The organism is Shewanella pneumatophori (genome assembly GCF_023283895.1).
GTDB lineage: Bacteria > Pseudomonadota > Gammaproteobacteria > Enterobacterales > Shewanellaceae > Shewanella > Shewanella pneumatophori.
Map to the genome: position 1 here is coordinate 89,913 of NZ_JAKILB010000003.1, position 20,071 is coordinate 109,983.

At 44.7% G+C, this 20,071-nt stretch carries 19 protein-coding genes; 10 read left to right on the top strand and 9 right to left on the bottom strand.

What is annotated here, in order from left to right:
* Position 1: 1 nt before the first annotated feature.
* The 7 genes from L2740_RS05755 (at position 2) to L2740_RS05785 (ending at position 8,173) form a co-directional block, all read left to right on the top strand.
* Positions 2–2,515 carry an MMPL family transporter gene (locus L2740_RS05755; RefSeq protein ID WP_248949149.1) on the top strand — a complete coding sequence of 838 codons (2,514 nt, stop codon included), beginning with the start codon at positions 2–4 and terminating at the stop codon, positions 2,513–2,515.
* Entirely contained in the window at positions 2,505–3,776 is a 1,272-nt protein-coding gene (locus tag L2740_RS05760) for an NAD(P)/FAD-dependent oxidoreductase (protein WP_248949150.1), read from the top strand. The genes L2740_RS05755 and L2740_RS05760 overlap by 11 nt, the downstream gene beginning before the upstream one ends.
* On the top strand, positions 3,764–4,381 hold the full coding sequence (locus L2740_RS05765) for a DUF3261 domain-containing protein (RefSeq protein WP_248949151.1): 618 nt from the start codon (positions 3,764–3,766) through the stop codon (positions 4,379–4,381). Before L2740_RS05760 ends, L2740_RS05765 begins: the two co-directional genes overlap by 13 nt.
* Before the next feature lie 22 nt (positions 4,382–4,403).
* Positions 4,404–5,651, top strand: coding sequence for a beta-ketoacyl-[acyl-carrier-protein] synthase family protein (locus L2740_RS05770; protein ID WP_248949152.1), 1,248 nt, complete (start codon positions 4,404–4,406; stop codon positions 5,649–5,651).
* A 1-nt stretch (position 5,652) separates the two neighbouring features.
* Positions 5,653–6,129: a hotdog family protein gene (locus L2740_RS05775; RefSeq protein WP_248949153.1), complete on the top strand. Its 477-nt coding sequence runs from the start codon at positions 5,653–5,655 to the stop codon at positions 6,127–6,129.
* A gap of 74 nt (positions 6,130–6,203) precedes the next feature.
* A complete protein-coding gene (locus L2740_RS05780) occupies positions 6,204–6,929 on the top strand; it encodes a 3-ketoacyl-ACP reductase FabG2 (protein ID WP_248949154.1) in 726 nt (241 codons plus the stop codon).
* On the top strand, positions 6,926–8,173 hold the full coding sequence (locus L2740_RS05785; protein WP_248949155.1) for a beta-ketoacyl-ACP synthase: 1,248 nt from the start codon (positions 6,926–6,928) through the stop codon (positions 8,171–8,173). The genes L2740_RS05780 and L2740_RS05785 overlap by 4 nt, the downstream gene beginning before the upstream one ends.
* Before the next feature lie 65 nt (positions 8,174–8,238).
* On the opposite strand, the gene L2740_RS05790 is transcribed toward L2740_RS05785, so the two are convergent.
* The 5 genes from L2740_RS05790 to L2740_RS05810 form a co-directional block, all read right to left on the bottom strand.
* Entirely contained in the window at positions 8,239–8,691 is a 453-nt protein-coding gene (locus L2740_RS05790) for a thioesterase domain-containing protein (RefSeq protein WP_248949156.1), read from the bottom strand.
* Positions 8,692–8,750: 59 nt separating this feature from the next.
* Positions 8,751–9,188 carry a D-aminoacyl-tRNA deacylase gene (gene dtd, locus L2740_RS05795; RefSeq protein ID WP_220780483.1) on the bottom strand — a complete coding sequence of 146 codons (438 nt, stop codon included), beginning with the start codon at positions 9,186–9,188 and terminating at the stop codon, positions 8,751–8,753.
* Positions 9,189–9,281: 93 nt separating this feature from the next.
* Positions 9,282–9,851, bottom strand: coding sequence for a hypothetical protein (locus L2740_RS05800; RefSeq protein WP_248949157.1), 570 nt, complete (start codon positions 9,849–9,851; stop codon positions 9,282–9,284).
* 19 nt (positions 9,852–9,870) lie between these two features.
* Positions 9,871–10,806, bottom strand: a complete 936-nt coding sequence (locus tag L2740_RS05805) for an alpha/beta fold hydrolase (protein WP_248949158.1) — start codon at positions 10,804–10,806, stop codon at positions 9,871–9,873.
* On the bottom strand, positions 10,806–11,819 hold the full coding sequence (locus L2740_RS05810) for a virulence factor BrkB family protein (protein WP_275974069.1): 1,014 nt from the start codon (positions 11,817–11,819) through the stop codon (positions 10,806–10,808). The genes L2740_RS05805 and L2740_RS05810 overlap by 1 nt, the downstream gene beginning before the upstream one ends.
* Positions 11,820–11,928: 109 nt before the next feature.
* On the opposite strand from L2740_RS05810, the gene L2740_RS05815 reads away from it, so the two are divergent.
* From L2740_RS05815 to L2740_RS05825, 3 genes are all read left to right on the top strand, one after another.
* The gene (locus L2740_RS05815; RefSeq protein ID WP_248471800.1) at positions 11,929–12,147 is read left to right on the top strand and encodes a hypothetical protein; all 219 of its coding nucleotides are present in this window, start codon (positions 11,929–11,931) and stop codon (positions 12,145–12,147) included.
* A 30-nt stretch (positions 12,148–12,177) separates the two neighbouring features.
* The gene (locus tag L2740_RS05820; RefSeq protein ID WP_248949160.1) at positions 12,178–12,825 is read left to right on the top strand and encodes a DUF2959 domain-containing protein; all 648 of its coding nucleotides are present in this window, start codon (positions 12,178–12,180) and stop codon (positions 12,823–12,825) included.
* A gap of 182 nt (positions 12,826–13,007) precedes the next feature.
* Positions 13,008–14,222, top strand: a complete 1,215-nt coding sequence (locus tag L2740_RS05825; RefSeq protein ID WP_248949161.1) for a 4Fe-4S binding protein — start codon at positions 13,008–13,010, stop codon at positions 14,220–14,222.
* 94 nt (positions 14,223–14,316) lie between these two features.
* Here the strand turns inward: L2740_RS05825 and pdxY are convergent, their stop codons facing one another.
* The 4 genes from pdxY to typA all read right to left on the bottom strand — a co-directional run bounded on the left by pdxY (position 14,317) and on the right by typA (position 19,392).
* The gene (gene pdxY / locus L2740_RS05830; protein WP_248949162.1) at positions 14,317–15,186 is read right to left on the bottom strand and encodes a pyridoxal kinase PdxY; all 870 of its coding nucleotides are present in this window, start codon (positions 15,184–15,186) and stop codon (positions 14,317–14,319) included.
* 289 nt (positions 15,187–15,475) lie between these two features.
* On the bottom strand, positions 15,476–16,930 hold the full coding sequence (locus L2740_RS05835; RefSeq protein WP_248949163.1) for a disulfide bond formation protein B: 1,455 nt from the start codon (positions 16,928–16,930) through the stop codon (positions 15,476–15,478).
* A 7-nt stretch (positions 16,931–16,937) separates the two neighbouring features.
* Complete coding sequence (locus tag L2740_RS05840) at positions 16,938–17,105, bottom strand: hypothetical protein (RefSeq protein ID WP_248949164.1); 168 nt, start codon at positions 17,103–17,105, stop codon at positions 16,938–16,940.
* Between the two features lie 475 nt (positions 17,106–17,580).
* The gene (gene typA, locus L2740_RS05845) at positions 17,581–19,392 is read right to left on the bottom strand and encodes a translational GTPase TypA (protein ID WP_248949165.1); all 1,812 of its coding nucleotides are present in this window, start codon (positions 19,390–19,392) and stop codon (positions 17,581–17,583) included.
* Positions 19,393–20,071 lie beyond the last annotated feature (679 nt).

Here is a 20,071-nt window from a genome sequence, read left to right on the forward strand (position 1 = left end):
CATGCAGCCCACTTTGCACTGCTGGTTAAGTCCTAAAACCGCCAAATTAAGGTTTGCTATTTGGCTAACCTTACTGGTGGTGACTGCGCTATCGGGTTGGCTCGCATGGCAAAGCGGTGCAAGAATTCAAAGCGACATTCTGGCGATGCTCCCCAAAGTTAGCGAAAGCCCATTAACTCAACGGGCTATGGCACAGGTTGAGCAGCAACTCGCTAACCGTATTTACCTTGGATTTATAAGTGATAATGAGCAAGCGGCCATTGATGCAGCTAAGCTCGCTATGGCTAAGCTGCAACAGGGCAATAGCAATTCAAGTTCTGAGCCTTACTTAGGCTCAGGAGCTGGCTCTGGCTCAGCATCTAACTCTAGCCCTTTTATCGACATCTCTAGCGCCGATATGGCTCAAGCTGGTGCGCTAAATAGTTATTATTTTAAACATAGATTTCAGCTTCTCACTGAGGAGCAGCGCCAACAATTACAGCAAGGAAATTGGCAGCAACTAACTCAATCAGCGTTAGAGAAACTCTATAACGCCTTTAGCTATGCCAATAGCGAGCTAATTAGCCGCGACCCTCTGCTACTGTATCCTGACTCATTACTCAGCCTTGCTCCATCCCAGCAACTAAGCGTTAAACAAGGCATATTGATAGCCAATATTGCGCCATCCGCTGCCAGCCCAAAGCCACAGTATGCGGCAATCGTTATGGCAAAAGGTCGCGACAGCGCTTTTAATCCGAATGCACAACATGCTCAATTAACCGCACTCGACAACGCTCTTAACGCAGTGACTTCTCAACATTCTGCAACGAGTTCGCAAGCTAACAGCATTGAAATCATTAAAGCTGGTGCACTCTTTCATGCCGCTGCTGCGACTGAAAATGCTAAGCGAGAGGTGTCGACTATTGGCCTGTTGTCGCTAGTTGGCGTGATTACTCTGGTCTGGTTGGCGTTCCGCTCGATAATGCCGCTGACCATAGCGGTAGTCACTGTCAGTAGCAGCATGTTATTAGCCGTGGTTGCCACGAGTGTTATTTTTGGTGAGCTGCACTTACTCACCTTAGTGTTTGGTACGAGTTTAATAGGGATCTCTATCGACTACTGTTTTCACTATTATTGTGAACGGCTCAATAACCCACAAGACAGCAGCGATAACATCATTAAGCATATTTTCACTGCGGTAAGTCTGGCGTTATTAACTAGCATTATCGCCTATAGCGCGCTGGGGTTAGCACCGTTCCCAGGAATGCAGCAGGTGGCAGTATTTTGCGCGGCAGGCTTGCTCGGCGCGTACCTTACTTTGTTACTTGCCTACCCAGTAATTGCCGCTAGCCCTTTAAAAGATGCGAGCCGCGCACTTAACCTTGCTCAGCATTACCAAGCATTTATGCTTATGCGCTTTACCCCATCAAGCCAAGCTGCCAAATTGCTACTCGCACTAAGTTCAAGCTTGTTTATTGCAGCTGGATTATGGCTACTCAGCGCCAATGATGATATTCGGCAGCTGCAGCACACTCCGATAGAGATTCAAACAGAAGAAGACCAACTGCGACGCTTATTAAGCGGCGGCACTGACAACCAATTTCTATTGGTCAGCGGCGCAACTGAGGAGCAAGTTAAGCAGCAACTGGAAAAACTAGAGCCAGTTCTGCAGCAAGCTGAGCAAGAGCAGCTAATAGGTAACCACTTAAGCCTAACTCGCTTTTTGCCAAGCCAAGCGAGTCAGCAAATGAATTATCATCTGCAGGCTGATATTTACCTGCATCACTTAGATTCGATTGTGGCGCAACTCAGCTTAGATGACAGCGTAAAAGCCAAGCTAGTAGCCGATTATCAGGCTGGTAACAGGCAGTTTATAAACGCTGATAGCTTTTTTAGTCATCAGGCTGGCTTAAGCTTTAAGCCGCTATGGTTGCCAGCAATAAATGCTGATAACTCACGCGATCAAGCAAACACAGAATATGGCGCAATAGTGCTACTTGGCGGTATTAAGCAGCTCGATACTTTTGCCGCTCTTTTTGATGGTAATGCGCATATCAAACTGATTGATAAGGTCGGTGATATTTCTAAAGTAATGGGCCATTACCGTCAGCTCACATTAGCCTTTCTTGCCATTGCACTGATTGTTGCCGGGCTTATTTTTACCATGCGATTTGGTAACAAACTCGCCGCGGTAGTCATTGCTGTGCCAGCGCTTTCGGCACTGTTAACCTTAGCGAGTTTAGGCATATTGCAAAATCCATTAACCTTGTTCCACGCATTAGCGTTAATTTTGGTGTTTGGAATTGGCGTTGATTACAGCCTGTTTTTTGCCGAATCTAAGCAGCAAACTCGTGGAGTGATGTTAGCAGTATCTATGTCAGCCATTTCTACTTTATTAGCTTTTGGCTTGCTGGCGTTTAGCAAAACACCAGCCATCAACGCCTTTGGCTTAACCTTACTATTGGGTATTAGTTTTACCTTTTTGCTTTCGCCTTTTATTCAAAACTTTACAAGGAAGTCTGCTAATGTCGACTGATAACGCTGTTCAGTACGAATCTGCCCCAAGCCTCAATGTTGACGTTGCCATTATTGGTGCGGGCCCTTCCGGCAGTATTGCGGCTAGCTTATTACATGCCCAAGGTAAGCGTGTTGTGGTATTTGAAAAGCAGCACTTTCCACGTTTTTCTATCGGCGAAAGCTTATTGCCGTGCTGCATGACCGTCATTGAACAAGCCAATATGCAAAACGCGGTTGAACAAGCTGGTTTTCAATTTAAAAATGGCGCTGCGTTTAAGTATCAAGACAAATACACCCAGTTTGATTTTACCGATAAGTTTTCCCCAGGCCCCGGCACCACCTTTCAAGTTGAGCGCGCTACATTCGATAAGTTACTGGCCGATGAAGCGGTAAAGCAAGGCGTAGATATTCGCTATGGCCACAGCGTTGAGTCTATCGATATAGATACTGAACCATGCTTGAGCGTAACTAACGAAAACAATCAAACCCTGAGAGTTAATGCTAAATTTATTCTCGATGCCAGTGGCTTTGGCCGTGTGCTGCCAAGACTGTTAGATCTGGAAAAACCTTCAACACTACCTAGTCGTAGCGCGGTGTTTAATCATATTAGAGACAACATCTCAGATGCTAATTTCGATCGCAATAAGATCCTTATCAGCGTGCACCCAGACAATCAAGATATCTGGTACTGGCTCATTCCGTTTAGCGACGGCCGTTGCTCTGTCGGTGTTGTTGGCAAAGAGCAACAATTGCAAGGCTTAACATCTGATGCTAACTGCGATCTAAATAACGTGCTCACCACCATGATTAATCAAGAGCCGGGATTAGAAAAACTCTTAGCCAACGCCGAGCTTATTAATGAGTCAGCCTTACTTAAAGGATACTCAGCTAATGTCACAACATTGGCCACCGACAAATTTGCTCTGCTTGGTAATGCCGGCGAGTTTTTAGATCCTGTATTTTCATCAGGTGTAACCATTGCCATGCAGTCAGCCGCTATGGCAACTAAAGCACTGGTAAAACAACTCGATGGCCAACATATTGATTGGCAAAAAGAATACTCAGTGCCACTAATGAAAGGTGTGGATACTTTTAGAACTTACGTTGAAGCTTGGTACGACTGTCGCTTTCAAGATGCGATCTTCTTTGACGATCCCGACCCTAAAGTAAAACAGATGATTTGCTCTATCCTTGCTGGCTACGCTTGGGATGAGAACAATCCCTTTGTTAGCGAGTCCAAGCGCCGCTTAGATATGGTTGTAGAATTATGCCGAAGCTAAGCTGCTACCTGCCTATCTTGCTCCTAGCCCTGTTATCAGGCTGCAGTCAAACATTTGAACGGCAAACCTGTGTTGCGCTTGCAGCTGGAGTGAACTATTGTTTGGCGCCAATAAACCAACAAGTATTGGGGAATGATCAACAAGCTCTTAGCGCGATGCAAAAAGCCAGCATTCAAACTGAAAATAGCCAACATGAGCTACTCAGTCAGTTAGAGCTTAGCCAGCAGCAACTGACCTTGGTTGGCTTAGCACCACTTGGGCAGGCCTTGTTCACCCTTAACTATGATGGCCAAAGCCTTATTAGCGAGCAGAGTCAATTGCTCGGCGAGCAGTTTAAAGCTGAGTACTTACTTGCGATAATGCAATTAATATACTGGCCGGATAATAGTATTAATCAGCATCTCGAGGGCGCTACAATTAGTCATTACTCATGCGATGCTGCTTTGTGTCGCGGGTTATTTTTTGCTAAAAAAGACTTAAATGAGATAGCCACTAGCCAGCAACCTTTTGTCAGCATTCGCTATAGTAATCTAGCGCAATGGCAAGCAGAGGTTAAGCTTAAGATCCCAGCGGCCGATTTTCAGCTAAATATTAGCCCTCTTTAACCCTAATTTGGTGGTATTAAAAGTGAATCCAGCAACAGCTATCGCAATAACCCATCTTGGTTTATGCACCCCATTAGGGCAAACACCGCAAACCGTGCGCGACAACCTTATCGCAGGCAATATCGACGGCATGAAATGGCGCGATGACCTGCTATTTGAACGCTCAGTGCTTGTGGGGCAAGTCGATACTAAATTGCCAAGTATAGCCAGCGAACTTAAACGCTTTGATACCCGCAATAACCAGTTAACCTTGTTGATAGCCAAACAAATCGAGTCCGCCGTGATTGCTGCGAAAACGCAATATGGTAGTCATCGCATCGGTATTATTCTTGGCACTAGCACCTCAGGTATCGCCACTGGCGAAAGTGCACTGGCACAGTTGCAAAAAGATGGTCAGTTTCCGCTAGACTACGATTACGCTAAGCAAGAACTCGGCGATACCAGTCAATTCCTGCAAGCCTATTTGGGCTTAGAAGGTCCTTGCTATACCGTATCAACCGCATGTTCATCTAGCGCTAAGGTTTTTGCCAGTGGTCAGCGCTTAATTGATGCAGGTGTATGCGACATGGTCATTGTTGGCGGCATTGATACCCTATGTAAGCTCACTCTCAACGGTTTTTATTCACTGGAATCGATTTCTAGCGGTCACTGCCAACCGTTTAGCATTAATCGCGACGGTATTAATATTGGCGAAGGTGGCGCACTGTTTACCCTAGAGAAAGTTAATCTAGATAAGCCGGCTCAACAGCCAGCAAGCCATATCATTTTAAGTGGCATAGGCGAGTCTAGCGACGCCCATCATATTTCCGCTCCGCATCCAGAGGGGCAAGGCGCAGTAGCCGCCATGCAAGCGGCATTAACAATGGCAAAACTGCGCCCAGAACAAATTGACTACCTGAACTTACACGGCACTGCGACACCGAAAAATGACGCTATGGAAAGTCGCGCAGTACAGCAAGTCTTTCAATCAAACTTACCCGCTTGCAGCTCAACTAAACCCTTAACCGGACACACATTGGGCGCAGCGGGCGCCGTTGAAGCAGCATTTTGCTATCTGCTATTGAGTGATTACAATATGCCGCAATATTTGCCGCCACAAGTATGGGACGAACAGGCGGATCCGAATGATCCTGACTTACCCTTAGTTAGCGCCAATATGCAAGCTGAAATTCAGCATGTGATGAGCAATTCATTTGCCTTTGGTGGCAGTAATGCCAGCGTGATCTTTAGTCGGTTAACCGCCCCTTGTGACTCAAAAGAGAGATCTTAAGATGTTTGATGCCACAAAACTTGCAGAGCAAGATGTAGCTAACTTTATCCCTCATCGTGATCCGATGATTTTAATCAGTAAGTTGTTAGCCCATGAGTCCGATACCTTGCTTACTCAAACTGATATTAATGCCAGCAGCCCCTATTTTGACAGCAAGTTAAATGGTGTGCCCAATTACGTTGGCATTGAATACATGGCACAAAGCATTGCCGCATTAGCTGGGGTCGAAGCGCACCTGCGTAACGACATTATTCGGGTAGGTTTTTTACTCGGCAGTCGCAAGCTAAAAATGCATATATCACAGTTTAATTTAGGCCAAAGCTATCAAACTCGCGTAACACGCTTATATCAAGAAGACAGCGGCCTAGCGGTATTTGACTGCCAGATTTTGCATAACCAACAAGTTGTTGCTGAAGCGAATGTAAACGTGTTTCAACCGCAAGACACTCAAGCCTATATTGCTGGCGCAAACCAATAATTTGAATAATAGATATCGACCGTAGTCCGGCCAATATAACAACCACAGCCAATGACTACGCAGGGAGCAACAAGATGACTAAAAGAGTATTAATTACTGGTTCAAGCCGCGGCATAGGTAAGGCGATTGCTTTAAAGCTTGCCGCATCGGGCCATGACATTGCCATGCACTTTCATAGCAACCAAGATGCTGCAAACACAACTCGAGCTGAGCTAGAGCAACTTGGTGTTAACGTTACCTGTTTACAGTTTGATATCGCCGACAGAGCCGCCGTAAAGCAAGCCATTGAGCAAGATATCGAGCAACATGGCGCTTACTATGGCGTGGTACTAAACGCAGGTATTAATGCTGATACCGCTTTTCCAGCGATGACAGAAACTGAGTGGGATAGCGTTGTCCACACCAATCTTGATGGCTTTTATAATGTTATCCATCCAACCGTAATGCCCATGGTGCAATCTCGCCAAGGCGGCCGCATTATTACGCTTGCGTCAGTATCTGGCATTGCGGGTAACCGCGGTCAAGTTAACTACAGCGCCTCAAAAGCAGGCATTATAGGTGCAACCAAAGCACTGTCGTTAGAGCTGGCAAAACGTAAGATCACCGTTAACTGTATCGCTCCTGGGCTAATTGAAACTGACATGGTTAGCGATATCCCTAAAGATATGGTCAACACTTTAGTGCCTATGCGACGCATGGGTAAACCAGCAGAAATTGCCAGCTTGGCCAACTATTTAATGTCTGAAGATGCAGCTTATATCACTCGCCAAGTGATCTCTGTTAACGGAGGCATGGTATGAGCCAGGCGTCTTTCCCTCGCCGCGTAGTGATCACAGGTATCGGCGGCATTTCAGCCCTTGGCCATGACTGGCCAACTATTGCTGCCAATTTAAAAGCCAAGAAAAACTGCGTTGTACGCATGGATGAGTGGGATAGATTTACTGACTTACACACTCGTTTGGCAGCCCCCGTGACTGACTTTGAAGTTCCAAGTCACTACAAACGTAAGAAAATTCGCTCCATGGGCCGAGTATCTATTATGGCGACTCGCGCCAGTGAGCTTGCGCTAATGGACGCAAACTTACTTGATGAGCCTGTTGTTACTTCAGGTGCCATGGGGATTGCTTACGGCTCATCCACCGGCAGTACCGACCCGATTGTCGCCTTTGGCGACATGCTTAAAGACGGTGATATGTCTGGCGTAACCGCTACCAGCTATATCCGTATGATGGCGCACACGACTGCAGTTAATGTTGGTGTTTTCTTTGGCCTTAAAGGTCGCGTACACACCACTAGCAGTGCTTGCACCTCTGGCAGCCAAGGTATTGGCTATGCTTATGAAGCCATTAAATATGGCCAGCAAGATTTGATGCTTGCCGGTGGCGGCGAAGAGCTCTGTCCAACCGAAGCGGTAGTTTTCGATACCCTATTTGCCACCAGCACCAAAAATGAGACACCGAGTGAAACGCCACGCCCATTTGATAAAGGCCGTGACGGATTAGTGATAGGTGAAGGTGCTTGCACATTAGTGCTTGAGGAGCTTGAACATGCTCAAGCTCGCGGCGCAAAAATCTATGCCGAAATAGTAGGCTTTGGCACTAATGCTGATGGTCTGCATGTGACACAACCAAATAGCGAAACCATGGAAACCGCGATTCGTTTAGCCCTAAAAGATGCCGCTATTGATGCCGATAAAATCGGTTATGTAAATGCTCACGGCACAGCAACCGACCGCGGCGATATTGCAGAAACTCAGGCAACTAATGCAGTATTTGGTGCCAAGCAAGCTATCTCGTCGCTTAAGAGCTACACTGGCCACACCTTAGGTGCCTGCGGCGCTTTAGAGGCATGGGTCAGCATTGAGATGATGAATGCAGGCTGGTTTGCCCCAACACTGAACCTTGACGAAGTTGACTCAGAGTGTGGCGAGCTTGATTACATCAAAGATGATATTCGTCTGCTTGAAACTGATTACGTGATGAGTAATAACTTCGCCTTTGGCGGTATCAATACTTCGCTGATCTTCAAACGCTGGCAAGACTAATCCAGAGTTACCTCAAAATAAAAAAAGCCTCCAGTTTGGAGGCTTTTAACATTTGCAGCTAAAAGTTAGCTTTTAGGCATGCTGACATATAAACCAGAAAACGTAGCGCATAGCTTATCTTGGCAATAAAGCTCGACTTCTAAACGTACTTTCACTCGACGACCTTGAGCTAACTTAGCCAACTCAGTTTCTGGCCACCAAACCTTAGCTACAGGCTTACTATCAATAGGTGCAAGATAGCGCACGTTAGCATCGGCCAATACTATCTCACCATCTACCTCTGCCAGCTGTTGCTGTAACCAAAGCATCCCCCAGCCAGTTAAGGTCATCAGGGTAGAAATGCTGCCGGCAAACATGGTCTGGTGCAGATTGATGTTAGGAGCAAGCGGCGCTGTTACGCTAAATTCAGCATCATCAAATGCCAACGGCGTGATCTGCATAAACTCACTAACAGGTATGGTTTGATGCCATGTCTGCTGCAACTGCTCGAGTAAGTTTTGCCGATCCAATGTTGCCATGCTCACTTCCTTTTACTGGTAACCAACTTTAATGTCACTGCCGACGATAGTAACCCGCACTACACCTGTAGATTAAAGGTTACTGGGCCGTCATTTAATAAAGAGACTTTCATATCTGCGGCAAACTGCCCAGTTTGGGTATTCACGCCTTTTGACTTACAAAAATCGACAAATGCGTTATACAGCTCGCGCGCTTGATCTGGCGTGCCTGCGCCAGAAAAACTTGGGCGCAAACCGCGACTAGTGTCCGCTGCAAGAGTAAATTGCGATACCACTAATAGACTACCACCCGCCTGCTCAAGGTTAAGGTTCATCTTGCCATTTTCATCGGAAAAGACTCTATAGCTCATCACCTTAGTGGCTAGCTTCTGCATTTTTTCGATATCGTCGCCTTGCTCTACACCAAGCAGGACTAACAAGCCTTTGCCGATCTCGCCGATAGTCTCACCATCAACAACAACCTTTGCCTCACTCACACGCTGAATTAAGCCAATCACGTACTCTTATCTCCGATAAAATATGTCATGCAAAGATGAAAAAAGCGAAGCTAAACGCTTCGCTTTTTATCGCTGCTTTTGCCTAATAGTAAACTAAATAGACTGAATATTCTGCATTACTGGAATAGGCTTGATCACATCTTCAGCGCCTTCTGGTAACGACTTACCCACTTGGCGTAGACCTTCGTCTGTCCACAAAATAAAGCGGCGGAGCTCTTCCATTGTAATGGTATCAACAAAGGTTGCTGCGCCTTGCACTTGGATCACTGCGCCATTGTCACGAATAACAAACTTGGCAAAGTTGAGCTTTTGATTAAGAGTGCCAATCATAAACAGCATCTCTTTGCTGCCAACATACTTAGGATGAATCGCATAAAAACGATTCATCATAATGCGGTCTATACCGTCAGGATTGATACTAGGCTGGAGGATAAATTGATTGTTATCAAAGTTGACAGCAACGCCATTAGGGCCAGCTCTTGAGGCTAAATAGCTTTTACTTAAAAGGGCCTCTAATAATTTACTTGTGGCATCTTCATTAGATAATCCACCTAGATCAACACTATCGGGTGCCAACGTAGCTGCTGCAGTCGTTTCAGTTTTATCAGTTGAAGCACAAGCACCTAGACTCATTATTAAGCCAGCAAGAATAAGTTTTTTCATAGAATCTATGTTTCCTTGTTTATTGTTTGGCCATTTCCCGTATGGCGTTTATTACTGCTTTTGCCATCTTAGCATCGGCTAAAGCATGATACCCACCTTTAATCTCAGTCATTGTTAGCAACTGATTTTGCCGCCCTTGCAAAAAACGATGCAACTCATCGGCAGGGCAAACCCAATCAAACTCACCTTGTAGTATGTGAGTTTTGCATTGAAATAATGGTAATTTCTGAGATAGCTTTTCAAATGCACCAAAGTAATTGTTAGCTACATAATAAAGCTCAATGCTTGCTAAAGACTGACTGAACAGGACATTTCCCCGATCCAGCATCTGGCTTGGGTAGGCAAGTGTCATCTCCCAGCTTTGCCAACGCATAGTAAAATCTCGCCTAACATCTACGCTCTGGTGCGTTAGCCCAGTGCGATAGTCTGTAAACAATTCCGCTAAGCTAGCTTGAGGCTTAGAGCGTGCAACAAATTGTTGGTACTCTTGTTTAAAAACACTCGCTGCACCAGTTGTGCCATACAAGGCGGCAATGCCCTGTGGACTTGGAATAAACAAGCCCCAGAGCACTTGCGCTATCACCCGGCTAGGATAATAAGCTGCATAAATAAGGGCTAGCGTTGCACCAAATGAACCTCCGGCAAGCATCCAACGTGAAATATTGAGCCAATTTCTTACCGCCTCAATATCACTTAGCAAATGCTGCAATGTATTGTGCTGTAGCTCACCACGTGGGCGCGATCTACCTGCACCGCGCTGATCTAACAAAATAACCTGATATACAGATAGATCAAATAACGCTAAATCTTCAACAGCGCAGCCCGCGCCAGGGCCACCATGTAAGTACAATATTGGTATGCCCTCTGGGTTTCCATATTGCGCTACATAAACTTGGTGCCCCTGCCCGACACTTAGCCAAATACGGCGAATGGCTTTGCGTTGATGATCTGGCACTAGCCTTTGCCACCCTCGCTTGCTTCTGCTTTATGTGTATCCTCTATTTCAGCTTTTGCTTGCTCTACGACTTTGGCTTTGGCTTCGGCAGCAGATTCAGGGTTTTCAGCAGCTCGCGAGACTGCGTCTACTTCAATTTGGGCGTCATCAGCGGCTAAGCGTTTATCGCGCATTAACTGGCACTCATGCAAATACTCAGGCAAGCCAGCAGTAATTTCTGCACCGACCAATACAATCACCCAAGACACATAAACCCAAACAAATAAGATTGGGATAGTGGCTAATGCACCATAAATCGCCTCATAGCTAGGAAACTGCGTCACATAAAAGGCAAAGCCTTTTTTGCCGAGCTCGAACAACATCGCAGCAACCAAAGCGCCAAGCAAAGCATGTAAGAACTTGACCTTTTTAATTGGCACAACCATGTAAAGCAGTAAGAAAGCGGCCACAGAAAACAGCATTGGCAGACGCTCAATCAATAAAGGCACTACACCTGACAGCTCGCTATCACTAAATAGCTTTAACGACACGAGATATGAAGTAGCAACTAAGCTTGCGCCGACTAATACAGGCCCTAGGGTTAGTACCATCCAGTACATAGAAAATGACACCGCTGCTTGGCGCTTTTCTTTAGTGCGCCAAATGCTATTGAGCGCTTTATCAATAGCTGAGATTAGCATTAATGCAACCACCATTAATGCTGCTATACCCACGCTGGTGCCCTTGGAAGCATTAGCTACAAACTCATTAATGTAAATCTGTACCGTATCGCCTGCGGCAGGTAGAAAGTTGTCATATACAAAAGCTTCTAGCTTTTCGCGAATACCAGAAAACACCGGAAAAGCTGACAGCATAGAAAACATCACGGCAACAATAGGCACCAAAGACAACAAGGTCACGTATGCCAAATGCCCGGCCTTTATATTGACTTGATCCTCTTTAAAGCGGCTGAGTAGATGTAAGGCAAATGCCCAAATGCCCAACAAAAAAGAACGAAGCTGATTTATCACCATGTTATTTTTCACTTGTTACTCTTGATTCTGTTAAAGTTAGTCTTATAAATGCCTATCTTGGTACAATAAAGCTTATAACCTTCTATTTACAAGCATAAGGATTGAATTGATGTCACAACAAGGATCTGCCGGCAATGTTATTGCTGCTATTGCGAGCTTTTTCTTTCCAGGCCTTGGACAATTAGTTCAAGGGCGTATTCTAGCCGCACTCATTTTCTGTATTATTGCTGTGGTTGGTTACGCACTCTGGTGGCTAATCGTTCCAGCAATTATTGGCGGTATTGCCCACCTATGGAGCATTATCGACGCAGCTAAGTATCGCTCATAGTAGCTCACTAATTTTCAGGGATAAAAGAAGATGAAGAAATTGATCACCACCGCAGTATTAGGCACCAGCTTACTACTTGGCGGCTGTCAAAGCGCCTATTACGGTGCAATGGAAAAAGTGGGTTATCACAAGCGCGATATCATGGTTGATCGCGTTGAAGATGCCAAAGAGTCACAAGAAGATGCTCAAGAGCAATTTAGCTCTGCGCTAGAAGAAATGCAGGCGCTGCTCAACCATGACGGCGGTGATCTAGAAAGCGCTTACAACAAAGCCAAAGATGAGTACGAGTCTGCCCAAGATGCTGCTGACGATGTTACTAATCGCATTGATAAAGTTGAAGATGTTGCCGAGGCACTATTTGACGAATGGCAAACTGAAATTGGCGAGATCAGCAAAGCCAGTCTACGTCGCAACAGCGAGTCAAAACTAAAAGAGACTCGTCGTTCATACTCTCAGTTAGTTAAAAGTATGCGCCGCGCAGAAAGTAAGATGGAGCCAGTGCTAACAGCAATGAAAGATAATATGCTGTATTTAAAGCATAACCTTAATGCTCAAGCCATTGGCGCAATTAAAGGTGAGTTCGCTAGCTTGCAGACGGACATTTCAGGTCTGATTAAAGAGATGAACAAATCTATTGATGAATCAAATAAGTTTATTGCTTCATTAGAGGGCAAATAAGCCCTCACTAAAGTGTGGTTCCTAGGTCATCTAACTTAGGAACCAAACTTGTGAACTAGCGCTCTATTTTCTCCATCACAATGTCAATTTTCTGATCTCCTGCACAGCCTCAACAGCATTTAAGAACTTCTGCTTAAAAAAGGTTTCACAATAGTATCAATCGACTACCAACAGATACTGTTATGAGCTTTATAGAATCGTTAACCCTCGCTCTCGCGCTAACATACAGCGTAAGCCTGATCTATTGGAGCGGCAAAAAGTGGGGGGCCTTAGTCTCGGGAGGGCTGGTCTCTGCGGCCATAATATCCAGCCTCTATTGGCCACTCATTGTTGCATTAGCTATTGCAGCAATCGGCGCAGGCTTAGCCGCTAAGTTCAAACCTGAACTGATTCAAGGTGAGAGCCGAGCCAACAATATGCGTGAAGGCGTACAGCATTTACTTGCTTTGTCGATGCTTATCGTTGGTGTGCAGTTTGCGGTCAACACCGCCTTACTAAAGTCGGGGATCACTCCTTGGTTAATGCGTCCCGATGTCGGCGATGCCTTTTTACCTATTGCTGGCGGCATTGAATTAAAGGCAATCATTAACTTAGGCATATGGGATAAAAACCATCCTGCGGCTGCTGTAATGCTCACAGTTGTACTACTAACTGGTTTACTGTGTAAACGCGCCTTCTGTGGTTGGGCTTGTCCACTGGGATTAGCTGGAGAGTACCTCTATAAACTTCGTACACGCTTTATTAAGCAAGAATTACTGCCACCAGCATGGATAGACTGGCCGCTGCGTATGCTCAAATACTTGCTATTGCTGGCCTTGCTATACATTGTCATCGGTATGCCGACCATGAGTATTCCCGGCTATTTAAACAGTAATTATCATAAAATTGCTGACCTAAAAATGGCACTGTTTTTCATTACTCCAGGTTTAGTCACGCTAGTTTGCTTTGGTATTATTCTCAGCCTAGCGGCATGGCGTAGACAGGGCTTTTGTCGCTACATCTGTCCTTATGGCGCACTACTGGGAATACTCAGTTTTTTAAGCCCGCTAAAAATACGACGTAATACCGAGCACTGTTTAATTGATGCTAAAGGTATGAACTGCGATAAGTGCAGCCGCTCTTGCCCAGCCAATATTTCAGTGCACAAGCAAATCAATATCCGCTCAGATGAATGCCAAGCCTGTATGCGCTGTGTATCGGCTTGTCCTAAGAAAGAGGCACTGAGTTTTAGTACTCGCAACGGTTGGAAACTCTCTGCTCGTGGACTAACCATTATGCTACTAACTATCATGTTCTTATTGCCATTAGTCGCTTACTTAGGAGGCTTCTGGCATAGCGAAACGCCCGTTGAAGCAAGAATGTACCTGATCCAGCATTTAGATAAGATAGGCCACTAAGCAAAACGCCAGCCGTATTCATATGAACACGGCTGGCGTTAGAAACTCTATGCAGTTATCAATCTAAAGCTAAATAAACCCTGCTCTACTCAGCTTAGATAGCAGCAACTGGCTTAGCATGCTCTTTAATCACAGGTGCTGCAATTGCATCTTGCGCACGAATAAGCTGTAGCTCATAAGCGCCTTGCTTAAAGGTTTCTAGCAATACTGCATCAACTGAGGCATTGGTACGCTCAAAGGCCTCTACAGGACTATAACCTGCTTGTAGGTTCGCTAACATCAAGCCGCTGATCAAATCCCCAACACCCACTGGTTGCTTTTCAAATTCATATAATGGACGCGAGATTAAATAGCTGCCATCTTGAGTGACGAGCAACATCTCAAACTGCTCTTTGCTGGTTGCCGCTTTTGCAAGGTGCTTAACCACAACCATCTGCAGCCCTTGTGCTAACAAACTCTGACAAGCCTTAATCACTTCATCTAGGTTATGTAGTTCAGTGTCTGTTAGGGTTTCTAACTCTAATAGATTTGGTGCAATAATGTCTGCTACCGCTAAAGCTTGAGTCTTTAAAAATTCCTGCACACCCGGTGAAACAATACAGCCCTTTTCAGGATGGCCCATAACAGGATCACAAAAGTAGATAGCATTAGGATTAAGCGCTTTCATTTTTTGCACTGCAGCAGCAATTTCAGCGCCTTGCTCTGCACTGCCTAAATAACCACTCAATAATGCATCACAGTGTTGCAACTCACCGATATTATCCAAGCCTTGCACCAACTCAGTGATTTGACCTGCCGGCATGATCATTCCAGCCCAACCTTGTGCATACTGGGTATGGTTTGAGAACTGCACAGTATTAATAGGCCAAACTTCCATTCCTAGACGACGCATTGGAAATACAGCGCTACTGTTACCAGCACAGCCAAATACCACGTGGGATTGAATGGATAAAATCCGCTTCATTGGTCACTACCTTTAATGTTATTAGCGATATTAATTGAGGGCACTCTATTGTCGTTTAATGACGACTAGCAGAGATTTTTAACGATTATACCAATTCGCCTATATTAGTAATCTCAAACTTAATCAAGCTGTGAGCTATTGCACTAGGATTTGCATTCTGGATAGCCAATCACCAGCATATAGTGCCTCCTTACACACCATATACGCTAGCTTAAAGTATTAAAAAGCCCTTAACGATTAATTAAGGGCTTAGTATTATCAAAGCAATTTATTAGATCGCTTTAAATGATTAGTGCTGAACTTGGTAGAAGTTAACGCGGTTGTTAGCTTCAGTCGCATCCAGTACTGCAAATTCACCATTCACTACGGTCAGTGCTTGTGGGTTATTTAGCCCTGTCATATCACTCGCTGTAACAACGGTATTTGAAGCTAAATCCATGGTTAACATTTGCTGACCTGAATGGCTCAGTAAATAAGCTTTATCATTTGCAACGCTAATACCGGTTACATTTGGGTAAGCCTTAGCGTCAATGCTAATAATCGCTTCACTGTTTAGCTCATAATCTTTACCGCTTAAACGTGACACCACAAAGTTATTACGCTTCAGATCGGGCAAAGCCACCATTAAGTACTCTTGAGTGTTCGCGTCCCAACCCACGTTAGCAACGTAATTGTACTTAGCTCGCACTGTCGCAAAACGGCTGCGCTTCAATTCACGCACGCCATCTGTACCTTCGATAAAGCGGCCATATGTATCGCCAAACTTGACGCTTGGATCGTACTCGACTCGCACAAAACTCTTATGATCTGCTGTAACTAATACAGAGGTTTCACCATCAAAAGTCACACCGGCAAGGTTAGATATTTCAGCAGAGAAAGCCGCATCAATCTGCACTTTAGCCAAAACAGTGGTTAGCGTGTCATCCAAGAAGTAAACCCAATTATTGCTAGTTACGACAACGTATAACTTGCTTTGAGGGTTATAGCTCATGCCCGTAGCTAAACCGAATATATCACTTGGCAGTTCAACACTTTTAAGCATTGGTAGCGTATTACTTGTGGCAACTTTAGTGGCATCATTTTGCGTCATAGCTGCAAAGTCAGGCTTCTCGATCGAGTAAGCACCACGCGCAGAGAGCTTAGAAAACTCGGGCCAGTTAGCCGTTGACCAAATCGTTTTCTCTGAATCGAATGTCATACGCACAGGGTCGCTTTGACCTATATAAGGGAATGGTCCGGTTTGCGTAAAGGCTTGTACTATGTTGAAGCCAATGATGACTAAGAACACATTTACAGTGATCTTATTCAGTAGGCTCCATTCACTGCTATCACTCTTCTCTACTAGCTTATCGCCCTGTAGCAGCATTAATACGCCAGCAAACAATAAAATAATCGCAAAGACCACAATCACCCACACATAAGTGTGTACGCCAAAAATAGCCGGACCAAAGCCTTGGCCAATATCACGCAGAATATGTGCGGAGCTATGGCGGTAACCTGCCCATAAGCCGTATACGGCGGTGATAATCAGTGCACCGATATACTTTGGCTTCAAGCCGTAACGCATGATAAAAATAGCGATCAGCGATACCAGCACCATAGCCGTGCGCTCTTGCCAGCAAAGAATGCAAGGAGTATCACCCATAGCAAAACCTAAGATGATACAAGCAATACCGACCGGCAGCGCAATTAGCGCCAAGGCCGCTAATGATATAATTCTGTTTACTGTTAATTCATTCATCATAGTGTTCTCACAGGTTACCGGCAGGCACTAACATGCCCCAAGTAGCAATCAACCAAATCCCCATACTCATTAAAATGCTCAGAGCTAAAAAAATATGCGCCAGTTTCTGTTTATGAGGTTTGAAAGCCACCAAGAAACAAGCAATAAAAATGAGGCAAAAAAGTAGAAATTCCACAACTTTCTCCAATAGAGTCCATCTGAACTCATTCAAAAAATGCGCTTAGCAAGCCAGATAGTGGCTCAAAAATGTCTGCATTATTCGCAGCAATGCTTTGTAAATTTGCAATGCAAGTTACTCAAGCAGTGACTAAATTACGGCAAATCTAAATTTAAAAATGTGCCACAACCGTCATACCTCCAAATGAGTATTAGTGTATTCTGATTTTTGCTAAGCGGGTTCATTTATTACTAAATTAGTGACAGCTAGCGCTTGAGCGGAATTGATAGGTAAGCGGAGCTTCACACTCTAGAACACGCTGTGATCTAAGACTTAAAGCATTGATTAATGAGGGTTCTCCCCCAACTAGGGAGAAAAAGTGAGCCTTGCCACTGAAGAGATAAATGACAAGTAACAAAAAAGCCCCCAACATTTGCATGTTAAGGGCTTTTAAATACTTAACCTGATTACAGGTTGAAGCTAAACGCGGTCATTACTTACGGTTATGACGCTTACGCTCGTTTTCAGTCAAGTAACGCTTACGAACACGAATGCTCAGCGGAGTTACTTCTACTAATTCGTCATCATCGATGAACTCAAGAGCTTGTTCTAGAGTCATTTCGATATGCGGAGTTAGTACTTGAGCTTCGTCAGTACCAGATGCACGCATGTTAGTTAGCTGCTTACCTTTCAAACAGTTAACTGTAAGGTCGTTAGCACGTGCGTGAAGACCAACTACTTGACCTTCGTATACTTCTGCAGCGTGACCAATAAACAGACGACCACGCTCTTGCAGACCGAATAGTGCGAATGTAAGTGCCTTACCCGTTGCGTTAGAGATCAATACACCACGTGCACGTTGACCAATGTCACCGCCTTTTTGTGGGCCGTAGTGATCGAATGAGTGGTAAATTAGACCAGTACCAGAAGTCGCTGTCATGAATTCAGTTTGGAAACCGATTAGACCACGGCTAGGGATAACGAAGTCGATACGTACACGACCCTTACCGTCTAACTGCATGTCCTTCATGTCACCCTTACGAGTACCAAGCTTCTCAATTACAGCACCTTGATGTTCTTCTTGAACGTCAACAGTTAGCGTTTCGAACGGCTCACACATCTCGCCATCGATCTCTTTCATGATAACTTCTGGACGAGAAACAGCTAGCTCGTAACCTTCACGACGCATGTTTTCGATCAAGATAGATAGGTGAAGTTCACCACGGCCTGATACGCGGAAACGATCTGGGCTGTCAGTTTCTTCAACGCGAAGTGCTACGTTGTGTACTAGTTCCTGCTCTAGACGCTCAAGGATGTTACGTGAAGTTACGTACTTACCTTCTTTACCAGCGAATGGAGAAGTGTTTACCTGGAAAGTCATTGTTAGTGTTGGTTCATCAACAGACAATGGAGGTAGCGCTTCAACAGTAGAAGTTGCACAAACTGTGTCAGAAATCTTTAGCTGACCAAGACCAGTAATAGCTACGATGTCACCAGCGTTAGCTTCAGTAACTTCGTGACGCTCTAGACCCATGTAACCTAATACTTGGCCTACTTTACCGTTACGCTTGTTACCTTCAGCATCGATGATAGTAACTTGCTGGTTTGTCTTAACGCTACCGCGCTTAACACGACCAACACCAATAACACCAACGTATGAGTTGTAGTCCAGCTGCGAAATCTGCATCTGGAAATCACCTTCAGCGTCAGCATCTGGTGAAGAAACTTTTTCAACGATCGTTTCAAATAGCGGAGTCATATCTGCGCTAACTTCGTCTGGATCTAATGAAGCAAAACCGTTTAGTGCAGAAGCATAAACGATTGGGAAATCTAGTTGCTCATCGGTAGCGCCTAGGTTGTCGAACAAGTCAAATACTTGGTCAATAACCCAATCTGGGCGCGCGCCTGGACGGTCAATCTTGTTAATAACAACGATTGGCTTTAGGCCTTGAGCGAAAGCTTTCTTAGTTACGAAGCGAGTTTGTGGCATTGGGCCATCAACTGCGTCAACTAGTAGCAATACTGAGTCAACCATAGATAGAACACGCTCAACCTCACCACCGAAATCGGCGTGACCTGGGGTGTCTACGATGTTGATGCGGTAATCGTTCCACTTGATGGCAGTGTTCTTGGCCAGAATCGTGATACCACGTTCCTTTTCAAGATCATTTGAATCCATCACCCGCTCAGTGGCTTCTCCTCGAGACTCAAGGGTTCCTGACTGCGCCAGCATCTTATCAACCAAGGTAGTCTTACCATGGTCAACGTGTGCAATAATGGCGATGTTACGTAAATTCTCTAACACGGCTAAACCTCTTACCATCGGTATAAAATATAGGGGGGTTACTGACAACAACTAAAACCAATCTAGTATAGTAGTTGCAATAAAAAGCGTGACATTCTACTCTAGCTCGGCGCTATCTCACAGGATTATTTTTAACCAATCGTTAAAAATAACTCTTTCGCATTGATTTTTTTCGCTCTAACGCCCGCTTTTTATACACTTTTTTATACTTTCGCTGTGTGAGACTATTACTATCACTCCCTTTGCTAAATTCCATTTTTAGCTAGTTTTAAGCAAAATCCAGACTATTTCCCTATAGATCAGACGCTAAATTTTAGCTAAATCGACACTGTCTTTATTGCCAATAACACTTATTTAAATACAGATGCTATTTCCTTGATTTACACCCTATAAAAATCACTATCTGTTAGTTATTGTACTCGCTGCAGTTTAGAGAAATGTAGCTGGCTAAAATTGAGCTTTATCAATAGCTGCACTGTTATGGCGCGTGCACCATTAGGCTCTTTATTAGTGCACCACAAAGATCCACACCACGCACCAAAACAGTGCAAAACGTTTTATTTAATTGCAGCCACAAAACATCAAACTGCTACTATTCAATAAGTTACAAGTTTGGCACGACTCTCGCTATATGAATATCAGATTCGCGTTAAGCGCTAAATATTTAAAGATAAAACAA